Origin of the sequence: Paenirhodobacter sp., from assembly GCF_050177655.1 — a bacterium.
In the GTDB taxonomy this organism is placed as follows: Bacteria; Pseudomonadota; Alphaproteobacteria; order Rhodobacterales; family Rhodobacteraceae; genus Rhodobacter.
Window position 1 is genome coordinate 1 of sequence record NZ_JBFXGV010000011.1, and the last position, 12,435, is coordinate 12,435.

The following is a 12,435-nucleotide window of genomic DNA, read 5'->3' on the forward strand; positions in this document are numbered from 1 at the left end:
AATAGCCCCTTCCCTTTCCCGGCGCGCGGGTCTATATCCGCCCGCACCGTGGCCCGTTCGTCTATCGGTTAGGACGCCAGGTTCTCAACCTGAAAAGAGGGGTTCGACTCCCCTACGGGCTGCCACATTCCCAGCTTAGTTGTTGTTTTTTCTGCAAAATACAGAACGCAGAAAACCGCCACCCGCATTTCACCCATGTCATCCCGCTGCTGAAATCGACCATCACCAGCGCGTCGCAGGGCAGGAAATGATCACGCATTCGTAAACTTGGCGGTCAAGTTAGCTTCCATTGATCCGGCCCGACGTATCCCCGCGAAGCCTTGGCGAAGTCTTGAACGGCGGTTCGGTCGTTGATGTAGGTGCTATGGAACTCTGTGAAAGTGTTCCCACCGCGCGGGCGTTCCATCACATAGTAGTCGCAATACTGGTCGCACAACCGACAAGAGTAAGACCAAAAGTTATCGAAGTTGTCGAAGTAGCCCCGTGCCCCGGTAACAAGTTCGTGCAAACCCATAATGTGATAGCCTGCGCCGACAGGAAGCATTTTCGAGATGCGCGGTGCATTGATTTCGCAGATGGTCGCAAGACCAAAGAACGTATTCCAATGCCGCCGGATTTGCAGAGAATAAGCGTAACCGTTCCAAAATAGGGGTTTAAGTGTCATTCAAGTTTCCGCCGTTGCTCGGACGCATGATCAATGGAAGCTGCAAAATTGACAACGAAAAAGCCCCGATGCCGAAGCACCGGAGCTGTTCAGGTCATCCCAAAGGCCCTGTCGAATGAGGGCAGCGTACCGATAACAGCCGGCGCAATTTCAGGGCCGCCCGAACAAATGTAAAAATCCTTCACATCCCCTCTTGAACACCCCCGCCCCCTCCCCCATCTTCGTCCATGTGAAAGGCATTCACATACAAACCGGAGGGTTCCATGTCCGCCTACGCCTATACCGCCGATCCCGCCTCGGCCCGCACCGGCCCGATGGGCGCCGTGCGGCGCGCTGTCGCCTGGCTTGACGAGCGCGGCCCGATCTCCTGGATCGTGCTGATGATCGGCTCCTTCATCTTCGCCGGCCCGCTCGGCCTGCTCGTGCTCGGCTTCATCCTGATGACCGGCCGCTTCGGCCGCGGCTATCGCCGGGCGCCCGAGGGGATGCGCCGCTGCGGCGGGCATTTCCACGGCTTCGGCGGGGGCCGCCCGACCGGCAACTCCGCCTTCGACGCCTACAAGGCCGATACGCTCGCCCGGCTCGAACGCGAACAGGAAGAGTTCGAAGCCTTCCTGATCCGGCTGCGCCAGGCCCGCGACAAGGCCGAGTTCGACCAGTACATGGGCGAACGCGCCAAGGCCGCCGCCGCGGGTGAGGATCTGCCCGCCACCGGCACCGACGAAGCGCCCGGCAAATACTGAGCAAGCGCGCAGCATCGCGCCGCCGAAAGCATCGCCCCCACCCGGGGGCGGTGCGATTTGGTTAAGATGCCAAGGAAGTCCTTGGCGTGGCAGGTGCTTCTTGCTAGCCTGCACCGCAGATGGCCCGGATGCCGGGCGCTGCCAGTGACACCCCAACCCCTCCCCAGATGCGCCATTCGCTCCCTCTTGCCCCGCAGTTCTACGTGACCGCTCCGCAGGCCTGCCCCTATCTGGAGGGACGGGCGGAGCGCAAATTGTTCACGGCGCTGCAAGGCGAAGGCGCGGAAAAGCTCAACAACGCGCTCTCGCGCCAGGGCTTCCGACGCTCGCAGAACGTGCTCTACCGGCCCTCCTGCGCCGATTGCTGCGCCTGTCTTTCGGCGCGCATCCGGGTCGCCGATTTCGAGCCGAGCCGCACCCAGCGCCGGGTGATCCGCCGCAACGCCGATCTGAAACGCTCGGCCACCAGCCCCTGGGCCACCGAGGAACAATTCGCCCTCTTCCGGCGCTACCTCGACACCCGCCACGCCGATGGCGGCATGGCCGACATGGACATCTTCGAATTCGCCGCGATGATCGAGGAGACGCCGGTGAAGACCCGCGTCGTCGAATATCGCGAGACCGCCGCCACCCCCGGTTCGGTGCGCGCGCTGATCGCGGTTTGCCTGACCGATGTGCTCGATGACGGCGTCTCGATGGTCTATTCCTTCTATGAACCCGACCGGATCGACGACAGCCTCGGCACCTATCTGATCCTCGACCATGTCGAGATCGCGCGCCGCGCGGGCCTGCCCTATGTCTACCTCGGCTATTGGGTGCCGGGGTCGCGCAAGATGGGCTACAAGGCCAATTTCGGCGCGCTCGAGATCTACAAGAACGGCCAGTGGCAGGACATCGGCGACCCGAAAAGCCACGGCGGCGAGATGCATCCGCTTTCCGTCGATCCGATCGCCGAACAGGTCGCCCGGATCCAGCTCCCCGACGCGCGCTGAGCCCGCCCTGCGGCGGCCTGACGCTGCACGCCGCGCATAGCTGATATGTTATTGCGAAAATCGCCCCAAAAACGAAAGAAACGGTCTGGACATCCCCCCTCCCGCGCAGGCAGGGTCCGCGCGCCCGGGCGCGAGCGGCTCCGCCCCGCCCGGTGACGTGCAATTCGACAGAAAGATCCCCCGATGGACCGCCGTTCCTTCCTGACCAAAGCCGCGCTCGGCACTGCCGCCGCCGGCCTCGCCGCCCCTGCCATCGCGCAGGACACGCCGAAGATCACCTGGCGCATCACCTCGTCCTTCCCGAACTCGCTGCCGACGCTTTACGGCAACACCCAGGAGCTCGGCAAACGCATCTCCGAGGCGACCGACGGCGCGTTCCAGATCCAGGCCTTCGCGGCGGGCGAGCTCGTCCCCGGCCTGCAGGCGGCGGACGCGGTCACGGCGGGCACCGTCGAGATGGCGCATACCGTGGGCTATTACTATTGGGGCAAGAACCCGGCCTGGGCGCTCGGCTCGGCCGTGCCCTTCGGCCTTTCGGCGCGCGGCATGAACGCCTGGCATTATTTCGCGGGCGGCATCGACCTGTATAACGCCTTCCTCGCGAAACAGGGGCTGATCGGCTTCCCGGGCGGCAATACCGGCGTGCAGATGGGCGGCTGGTTCCGCAAGGAGATCAACACGGTCGACGACCTCAAGGGGCTCAAGTTCCGCGTCGGCGGCTTTGCCGGCAAGGTGCTCGAGCGGCTCGGCGTGGTGCCGCAGCAGCTCGCGGGGGGCGACGTCTATGCCGCGCTCGAAAAGGGCACGCTCGACGCCACCGAATTCGTCGGCCCCTATGACGACGAGAAGCTCGGCTTCGTGAAGGTCGCGCCCTATTACTACTACCCCGGCTGGTGGGAAGGCGGCCCGACCGTCCATTTCATGATCAACCTCGAGGCCTGGAACAGCCTGCCGCCGAAGTATCAGTCGCTGCTGCGCAACACTGCGCAGGCGGTCGATGCGAACATGCTGCAGCAATACGACTACGAGAACCCGCTCGCGCTGAAGAAGCTGATCGCCGAGGGCGCGCAGCTGCGCCCCTTCTCGGCCGAGATCCTCTCCGCCTGTTTCGACACCGCGAACGAGGTCTATGCCGAGATGGAAGCCTCGAACGAGGACTTCAAGACGCTCTGGGACTCGATCAAGGCCTTCCGCGCCGAGCACTACCTCTGGGCGCAGGTCGCGGAATACAATTACGACACTTTCATGATGATCCAGCAACGCGCCGGCAAGCTCTGAAAGCCCGAAAATCGAGCGGATGCCAAGACTTGCGGCATCCGCCCCCGATCCAGAACAAGGCCCCGGTCCAGCGCCGGGGCCTTGTGCCGTCAGGCGGTGCGGTTTTTCCCGTGAACGTTAACAGCAGGGCTGGACAGGGCATTGCGGTCAAGTAAGGTGACCACATGTCGCCACCCGGAGAGGAGCCCGCAAGGGACCGGGTGCGCCAGAACCGACACCGGGAGGAAATACATGGATCGTCGTTCATTCCTGACCAAGGCCGCCATCGGCGGCGCCGCGGCCTCGCTCGCCGCCCCCGCCATCGCGCAGTCGTCGCCGAAGATCACCTGGCGCCTGACCTCGTCCTTCCCGAAATCGCTCGACACGATCTATGGCGGCGCCGAGGTGCTGTCGAAGATGCTCGCCGAGGCGACCGACGGCAACTTCCAGCTCCAGGTCTTCGCCGCGGGCGAGATCGTCCCCGGTCTGCAGGCGGCCGATGCCGCCGCCGCGGGCACGGTCGAGGCCTGCCACACCGTGGCCTATTACTACTGGGGCAAGGATCCGACCTGGGCGCTTGGCGCCGACGTGCCCTTCGCGCTCAACGCGCGCGGCATGAACGCCTGGCAATACCACGGCGGCGGCATTGACCTGTTCAACGAGTTCATGGCGACGCAGGGTCTCTTCGCGCTTCCGGGCGGCAATACCGGCGCCCAGATGGGTGGCTGGTTCCGCAAGGAAATCAACACCGTGGCCGATATGAAGGGCCTGAAGATGCGCGTCGGCGGTTTCGCCGGCAAGGTGATGGAGAAGCTCGGCGTCGTGCCGCAGCAGATCGCCGGCGGCGACATCTACCCGGCGCTCGAGAAGGGCACGATCGACGGCACCGAATGGGTCGGCCCCTATGACGACGAGAAGCTCGGCTTCTACAAGGTCGCGCCCTATTACTACTACCCGGGCTTCTGGGAAGGTGGCCCGACGGTCCACTTCATGTTCAACAAGGCGGCCTATGAGGGCCTGCCGAAGAACTACCAGGCGCTTCTGCGCACCGCCTGTCAGGCCGAAGACGCCGACATGCTGCAGAAATACGACTGGAAGAACCCGACCGCGCTGAAATCGCTCGTCGCCAACGGCGCGCAGCTGCGCCCCTTCTCGCAGGAGATCCTGAGCGCCTGCTACGACGCGGCGAACGAGGTCTATGCCGAGATGGAAGCCTCGAACCCGATGTTCAAGAAGATCTGGGAATCGATCAAGGCCTTCCGCAACGACCATTACCTCTGGGCGCAGGTCGCGGAATACAACTACGACACCTTCATGATGATCCAGCAGCGCTCCGGCAAGCTCTGATCGTCACGGCATCGCGGAAAGGCCCCGGCATCGCCCGGGGCCTTTTCATTTGCGCGCGGCAAGCGCCAGCCCGTCGACGACGGCGGTGAAGGCCTCCGAGGTCAGGATCTCGGCGCCGGGGCAAAGCGCGCGCATCTCCTCGGCGACAAACCCCATCAGCGAGGAGCCGCCGACGAGGATCACCCGCCCGATCTGCTCCGCCGTCACCCCGGCGAGGGTCAGCGTCTCGACCGCCGCCGCGCCGAGCGTGCCGCGTTCGGATGCGAGCGCCGCGTCGAGACCGGCACGGTCGAGCGGCGCGGCGAGGCCCGGCTCGATGAAGCCCATCGCGATGCGCCACTCGCCCCCGGGCCGGTTCGCCACGATTTTGCCGCGCTCGACCGCGAAGGCCAGTTCGTGGCCCAGCTCATCCTCGACGACGCGCTGGAACCGCGCCATCGCGCGCCCGTCGACCGCCATCTTCGCCATGTCGGCGGCCAGGCGGCGCGTCTCGGGCGTGTAGAGGAAGGGGATCTTCGCCCAGGTCGCAAGCTCGACATAGGGCGCGCGCGGCACCGGCAAGAGCCCCGATCCCATCTCGCGCCGCAGCTCCCCGCCAAGGCCCAGAAGCGGCATCGCATGGGCGAGCGAGGTGGCGCGGTCGAAATCGGTGCCGCCGAGGCGGATGCCGTGGCTTGCGACGATGCCGGGGCCGTTCGCGCCATTGGTGAAGACCGAGAAATCCGAGGTGCCGCCGCCGATGTCGACGATCAGGCCAAGATCGGCGGGCCGGCCCAGCCCCTGACAGGCGATCGCGGCGGCCTCCGGCTCGGGCAGGAACTCGACCGCCTCGAAGCCCGCGGCGCGGTAGCAGGCGCGCAGATCGGCCTCCGCCTGCGCGTCCTTTTCCGCGTCATTGGTGTGGAAATGCACCGGGCGCCCCGAGAGCGCGCGGGGGAAACGCAGCCCGGTCGCCGCCTCCGAGCGCGCCTTCAGCTCGCGCAGGAACTCGGTGATGATCGCGGCGAGCGTGCGGCGCCGGCCCGCGATCAGCCGGCTTTCATGCAAAAGCGGCAGGCCAAGCACGCTTTTGAGCGCGCGCATGTAGCGCCCCTCCTCCCCCGCGATCAGCGCCGCGCCCGCCGCCGCGCCGATCCGCATCGCGCCGCCGCCCGCCGGGAAGAAGACCGCGGTCGGCAGCGTGTCGCCCTCGCGCTCGATGGGGATGCGGTAGATCCCGCCGTCATAGGCGAGCGCCACCGCGGAATTCGAGGTGCCGAAGTCGATGGCGAGCGTGTCGGTGCGCATGGGGCCTCCCGGGGAAAGGCGCCCTGCTAGCGCCGCGCGCCGGCCGGTGCAAGTGAAAAGACCCCCTCCCGAAGGAGGGGGCCAGTTTCGCCGATCAGGCTCATTGGTGCACCGCCCGAGGTGTCTATGGTTTCGCCTGGGCCTTCTCAGCGTCGGGGGCGAGCGCACCCGCCCCGTGTCTCGTCAATGCAGCGCGCGGGCGCCCGCGCTCAGCAGCGTCACCGTGGTCGAGGCGCCCGCCATGCGGATGTCGGCGACATCGAGCGCGTGGTGGTCGAGATCGCCGCCGAGCAGTTCGATCGAGGCGCCCGAGCGGAAGGTCGCGTCAAGGAGCCGCGTCAGCGCCTCGCCCGCAAGCTGCGCCTCGACCCCGCCGGGAATGCGGCGCAGGGTCTGGGCCGCGATGCGTTTGTTACCGACGATCAGCTCCACGGAGCGCTTCCTTCCACCTGTCCGATTTCGGACTTTTCGTTTCAGCTCAGCCCCTTGCGGGGCAAAGCTCAGATTTCACTTCAACTGCGCTCAGCTGCAGCCCGAGGTCGCGCCGCAGGTGTTGCACTTCATGCAGGTGCCGTTGCGCACCAGCGTGTAGTTGCCGCATTCGCCGCAGGCCTCGCCCTCGTAGCCCTGCATCTTCGCCTTCGCCCGCGCGTCCATCGACACCACGCCCGAGGCGATCGAAGTCGAGGCGGAGACCGTCGCGTTCACCGCCACCGCGGTTTCCGGCACCAGCGTGTTGAGCGCGCTCATCGGGTCGAGCCCCTTCGCCCCGCCCTGCAGCACGACAAGCTCCTGCGGCAGCCGCTTGCGCAGGTAGCCGGTCGAGGAGATCTGGCGCAGCACCTCGAGCGACTTCGACGCGGCCGACTCGCTCACCGCCTCGACATTGGCGCGCTTGCCCTCCTCGTGGCCGCCGCCCAGATCGTCGAAGGCGGTCCCCTTCGGCTTGATATGGGCGAGGTCGGTGCGGTCGAGATAGCTCACCGCCAGTTCGCGGAAGACATAGTCGAGGATCGAGGTCGCGTTCTTGATCGAGTCATTGCCCTGCACCATGCCCGCCGGTTCGAACTTGGTGAAGGTGAAGGCGTCGACGAATTCCTCGAGCGGCACGCCATATTGCAGCCCGACCGAGACGGCGATCGCGAAGTTGTTCATCATCGCGCGGAAGCCGGCGCCTTCCTTGTGCATGTCGATGAAGATCTCGCCAAGCGAGCCGTCCTGATATTCGCCGGTGCGCAGGTAGACCTTGTGCCCGCCGACGATCGCCTTCTGGGTGTAGCCCTTGCGGCGGTCGGGCAGCTTTTCGCGATGGCTGCGCACGATCTCCTTGACGATGATCTTCTCGACGATCTTCTCGGCCAGCACCGCGGCCTTTTCCGCCTGCGAGCCGGAGGCGAGGATCTCCTCGGCCTCCTCGTCATCCTCGACCAGCGCGGAGGCCAGCGGCTGGCTCAGCTTCGAGCCGTCGCGGTAAAGCGCGTTCGCCTTGATGCCGAGCGACCAGCTGAGCTCATAGGCGGCAAGCGCCTCCTCGATCGTGGCCGAGTTCGGCATGTTGATCGTCTTCGAGATCGCACCCGAGATGAACGACTGCGCGGCGGCCATCATCCGGATGTGGCTGTCGACCGACAGATAGCGCTTGCCCTTCTTGCCGCAGGCATTGGCGCAGTCGAAGACGTGGTAATGCGAGGGGCTGAGGAAGGGCGCGCCCTCGAGGGTCATCGTGCCGCAGACATGGTCGTTGGCCGCGTCGATCTGCGCCTTGGTGAAGCCGAGGTGGCGCAGCATGTCGAAGGTCGGGTCGTTCAGCTTCTCGGCCGGGATGCCGAGCGTCTTGGTGCAGAACTCCTCGCCCAGCGTCCACTGGTTGAAGACGAAGCGGATGTCGAAGGCGGAGGGCAGCGCCGCCTCGATCTTCTCGATCTCGGGCGCGCCGAAACCGTGGCCAATGAGCGCGGTGTGGTTGATCCCGGCGCTGTTGCCAAGGCTGCCATGGCCCACCGCATAGGCGATGATTTCCTCGATCTGCGCCGAGGAATAGCCGAGCGTTTCCAGCGCCGCGGGCACCGAGCGATTGATGATCTTGAAGTAACCGCCGCCGGCGAGCTTCTTGAACTTCACCAGCGCGAAATCGGGCTCGATGCCGGTGGTGTCGCAATCCATCACGAGGCCGATGGTGCCCGTCGGCGCGATCACCGAGACCTGCGCATTGCGGAAGCCGTGCTGTTCGCCGAGGCTGAGCGCCTCGTCCCAGGCCGACTGCGCGAGCGAGATCAGCGTCTGATCGGGGCAGTTCGCGTGATCGAGCGCGACGGGGAGCACTTCGAGCCCCTCGTAGCCCTTGGTCAGGCCGTGCGCCGCGGTGCGGTGGTTGCGGATCACGCGCAGCATGTGGCGCGCGTTCTTCGCATAGCCCGGGAAGGCGCCAAGTTCGCCCGCCATCTCGGCCGAGGTCGCATAGCTCACACCGGTCATCACCGCGGTGAGCGCCCCGCAAAGCGCGCGGCCCGCGTCGCTGTCATAGCCGAGGCCCATGTTCATCAAAAGCCCGCCGATATTGGCGTAACCCAGGCCGAGCGTGCGGAAGTCGTAGCTGCGCTGCGCGATTTCCTGGCTCGGGAACTGCGCCATCAGCACCGAGATTTCCAGCGTCACCGTCCAGAGCCGGGTGGCGTGGACATAGGCCTCGGCGTCGAACTTGCCGCCGTGGTAGAAGGTCAGCAGGTTCATCGAGGCGAGGTTGCAGGCCGTGTCGTCGAGGAACATGTATTCCGAGCAGGGGTTCGAGCCGCGGATCTCCCCGTCGTCGGGGCAGGTGTGCCACTCGTTCACCGTGTCGTGGAACTGGATGCCCGGATCGGCGCAGGCCCAGGCGGCATGGCCGACCTGATCCCAGAGTTCGCGCGCGCTCACCGTCTTCGCGACCTTGCCGTCGGTGCGGCGCAGGAGCTCCCAGGGGGCGTCCTCCTTCACCGCGCGCAGGAAGGCATTCGTCACGCGCACCGAGTTGTTCGAGTTCTGGCCCGAGACCGAGATATAGGCCTCCGAGTCCCAATCGGTGTCATAGGTCGGGAATTCGATGCTGTCGAAGCCCTGGCGCGCGTATTGCAGCACGCGGTTGATGTAGGTTTCGGGGATCAGCGCCTTCTTGGCCGAGCGGATCGCCGCCTTCAGCCCCTCGTTCACGGCCGGATCGACGCGGCCCTCGTCGGTGCCGTCCCAGGCGCGGATCGCCTCGAAGATCTTGTTCAGCTCGCGCTCGTGCATCTTCGAGCCGGCGACGAGCGAGGCGACCTTCTGCTCTTCCTTCACCTTCCAGTTGATGAATTCCTCGATATCGGGGTGATCCATGTCGCAGATCACCATCTTCGCCGCACGGCGCGTGGTGCCGCCCGACTTGATCGCGCCCGCCGCGCGGTCGCCGATCTTGAGGAAACCCATCAGACCCGAGGACTTGCCGCCGCCCGAAAGCTTTTCGCCCTCGGCGCGCAGGCTCGAGAAGTTGGTGCCGGTGCCCGAACCGTATTTGAAGAGGCGCGCCTCGCGCACCCAGAGATCCATGATCCCGCCCTCGCCGACGAGGTCGTCCTTCACCGACTGGATGAAGCAGGCATGCGGCTGCGGGTGCTCGTAGGCCGAGGCCGATTTCGTCAGCACGCCGGTCTCGTGGTCGACATAGTAATGGCCCTGCGACGGGCCGTCGATGCCATAGGCCCAGTGCAGGCCGGTGTTGAACCACTGCGGCGAGTTCGGCGCGGCCATCTGCTCGGCGAGCATGAAGCGCATCTCGTCGTAATAGGCGCGCGCGTCTTCCTCTGTGGTGAAATAACCGCCCTTCCAGCCCCAGTAGCACCAGGCGCCGGCGAGACGGTCGAACACCTGCTTGGCCGAGCTTTCGCCGACAATCCGTTGATCTTCGGGCAGTTTCGCAAGGGCGGCCTCATCGGGAACCGAGCGCCAGAGGAACTCCGGCACGCCCTTTTCCTTCACCTTCTTGAGCGCGGCGGGCACGCCGGCCTTGCGGAAATATTTCTGCGCAAGCACGTCGGAGGCGACCTGAGACCAGCCCTCGGGCACTTCCACCGCTTCGTTGCGGAACACGATCTTGCCGTCGGGATTGCGGATCTCCGACGCGGTCGTGGTGAAAGCGATCTCGCCGTAGGCGCCGGTCTCGTTCGTGGTGAACTTGCGCTCGATCTTCATGCCTGTCCCGTCTCTCTCCAAAACGCGACAGAAAAGGCAGAAACGGCCGCCCCGCTGCACTCAAGCGAGGTGTGGCCGTATCCCTGGATCGGCCTTTCTGATTGGCTGTCCCCTGCCCGCTGTCGCCACTACATCTGGTGGCTTAATCGCCGACTTGCACAAACTGACGTGGGACACCGGGCGCGTCAACGGATTTTTCACCCTGCTGTTACCGTTTTTCCGGTTGACGGCGGAGGCCGGCGCAGGGCTGAAAACAGGGCACAGATTCTTCCACATCGGCGTTAATTTTTCTGCACCTGCAAAGGGCTGGCATTTTTCCTTGAATCCTTGCCCCTTGGCGGGCGAAGTGCAGAAACTGGATGAACTTCGTCCACAGCCCCCCGTTTTCTGTGGACAGATCGCGCCCTGCGACAAGACGCCCCTGCCGCGACGTCGCCGCCCCCGCACAATGCCCGCCATGCCGAAAATCCGGGCAGAAAAATGCAAAGGCGCGCGAGAGATTCGCTCCCGCGCGCACAAGATCTAGTTTTCGGCCTGCTCTGGCCCTACCCCCAGATATGGGGTCAGTCGAGGATCGAGACCCCATTCTCTGCCCCGATCGCCTTCGCCGCGGCGATCCCCTCGGGGGTGACCTGCGACTTGCCGACCCATATCAGCGAGAGCGTCGGGATCGCGGCCAGCGCGGCCAGCCCGGCATCGGTGAGCGGGGTCTTCTCGAACTTCAGGTTCTTCAGCGGCAGGCCGGTGATCTTCGCCACCCCCGGATCGCCGAAGCTCGTCTCCGAGACCCAGAGCGTCGACAGCTCGGGCAGCGTGGCGAAGGTCTCCGCGCTCGCGTCGGTGATCGGCGTGCCGTCGGCGAAGATCACGCGCAGCTTCGGCAACCCGCGGATGCCGGCAAGCTCGGCGTCGCTCATCGTCGACTGCCAGATCATCAGCTCCTCGAGCCCGGTGAGCGTGCCGAGCGCCGCCCCCGTCCCCGGCGCGACCTTGATGCCGTAGAGGTCGAGCTCGCTCAAGTTCGGGCAGGCCGCGAGCGCGCCGATCGTGGCGCCGGTGACCTCGGTCTGCGCGACCGACAGCACCTCGAGCCCCGGCACCCGGCCCAGCGAGGTGATCGCGGCATCGGTGATCTCGGTGCCGACGAGCGAGAGCTTGCGCAGCGTCGGATGCCCCTCGAAAGCGGCGATGGCGGCATCGCCCGCGGGCGTCGACCAGAGCGAGAGCGTCTCGAGCGCGGGCAGTTTCGCAAGCTCGGCGATGCCCGCATCGGAAATGTCGCGGTTCGAATCGATCGAGAGGCTCTTGAGCTGCGTGACCGTCGCGAGCTGCGCGAGTTCCGCATCGGTCAGCCCCGAGGAGAGCAGCGCGAGCTCCTCGAGCGCCTTCAACTCGTGCAGCGGCGCAAGCCCGGCGGCGTCGAGCGTCGCCCGGTTGAGCGACAGCCCCTCGAGCTTCGGCAGAGCCGAGAGCATCTCGAGATCGGCCGGCGTGACATCGGCGGAATGGGAACTGAAATTGATTTCGGAGATCTTGCCGATCGTCTCGGCGTCGAGCGGCTTGCCGTTGTACTTCACGCCAAGCTCGGTCATCCGGGCGATCACCTCCTCCGGGGTGAAGGCGCCGGCAGGCAGCGCGGCGACAAGGGCGCCGAAAGTGGCAAGGAAGGCGGGGGCGAAAACGGGGGCAAGACGCATCTGCGGACTCCTCTCTGGTGAGGAGCCAGTCTGCGGCGGCGCGCGCCGGGCGCTCTCATTCATACGGAGGAGATGGTCGGGGCGGCGAGATTCGAACTCACGACCTACTGTACCCAAAACAGTCGCGCTACCAGGCTGCGCTACGCCCCGACGGCGCCGTTCTACCGATCAAAACCGCAGACGGAAAGAGGAATTCCCCGCTTCGCCTCATGCAGCACGGCAAGCTCCATGCCCGGCCCGATGCC

The 12,435-nt window shown here is 65.6% G+C and carries 9 protein-coding genes and 2 tRNA genes; 5 read left to right on the forward strand and 6 right to left on the reverse strand.

The genetic code is table 11. The features are described 5' to 3' along the window. Positions 1–50: 50 nt before the first annotated feature. Positions 51–125: transfer RNA gene (locus AB7U46_RS06375), tRNA-Glu, on the forward strand. A gap of 149 nt (positions 126–274) precedes the next feature. Here the strand turns inward: AB7U46_RS06375 and AB7U46_RS06380 are convergent. After that, positions 275–664: a hypothetical protein gene (locus tag AB7U46_RS06380; RefSeq protein ID WP_428336113.1), complete on the reverse strand. Its 390-nt coding sequence runs from the start codon at positions 662–664 to the stop codon at positions 275–277. Positions 665–927: 263 nt separating this feature from the next. Between AB7U46_RS06380 and AB7U46_RS06385 the strand changes: the two genes are divergently transcribed. From AB7U46_RS06385 to AB7U46_RS06400, 4 genes are all read left to right on the forward strand, one after another. Next, positions 928–1,407, forward strand: a complete 480-nt coding sequence (locus AB7U46_RS06385; RefSeq protein ID WP_428336114.1) for a DUF2852 domain-containing protein — start codon at positions 928–930, stop codon at positions 1,405–1,407. 167 nt (positions 1,408–1,574) lie between these two features. Beyond that, complete coding sequence (locus AB7U46_RS06390) at positions 1,575–2,399, forward strand: arginyltransferase (RefSeq protein WP_428336115.1); 825 nt, start codon at positions 1,575–1,577, stop codon at positions 2,397–2,399. 183 nt (positions 2,400–2,582) lie between these two features. Further along, positions 2,583–3,677, forward strand: coding sequence for a TRAP transporter substrate-binding protein (locus AB7U46_RS06395; protein WP_428336116.1), 1,095 nt, complete (start codon positions 2,583–2,585; stop codon positions 3,675–3,677). 231 nt (positions 3,678–3,908) lie between these two features. Continuing rightward, a complete protein-coding gene (locus AB7U46_RS06400; protein ID WP_428336117.1) occupies positions 3,909–5,003 on the forward strand; it encodes a TRAP transporter substrate-binding protein in 1,095 nt (364 codons plus the stop codon). A 45-nt stretch (positions 5,004–5,048) separates the two neighbouring features. On the opposite strand, the gene AB7U46_RS06405 is transcribed toward AB7U46_RS06400, so the two are convergent. From AB7U46_RS06405 to AB7U46_RS06425, 5 genes are all read right to left on the reverse strand, one after another. Beyond that, positions 5,049–6,290 carry an Hsp70 family protein gene (locus AB7U46_RS06405; RefSeq protein WP_428336118.1) on the reverse strand — a complete coding sequence of 414 codons (1,242 nt, stop codon included), beginning with the start codon at positions 6,288–6,290 and terminating at the stop codon, positions 5,049–5,051. 183 nt (positions 6,291–6,473) lie between these two features. Then, positions 6,474–6,722 (reverse strand): hypothetical protein, encoded by a 249-nt coding sequence (locus AB7U46_RS06410; protein WP_428336119.1) that lies wholly within the window; start codon positions 6,720–6,722, stop codon positions 6,474–6,476. Between the two features lie 90 nt (positions 6,723–6,812). After that, positions 6,813–10,493, reverse strand: a complete 3,681-nt coding sequence (locus AB7U46_RS06415; protein WP_428336120.1) for a vitamin B12-dependent ribonucleotide reductase — start codon at positions 10,491–10,493, stop codon at positions 6,813–6,815. 563 nt (positions 10,494–11,056) lie between these two features. After that, complete coding sequence (locus tag AB7U46_RS06420; protein WP_428336121.1) at positions 11,057–12,190, reverse strand: leucine-rich repeat domain-containing protein; 1,134 nt, start codon at positions 12,188–12,190, stop codon at positions 11,057–11,059. A 73-nt stretch (positions 12,191–12,263) separates the two neighbouring features. Beyond that, positions 12,264–12,340 (reverse strand) — tRNA-Pro (locus AB7U46_RS06425). Positions 12,341–12,435 lie beyond the last annotated feature (95 nt).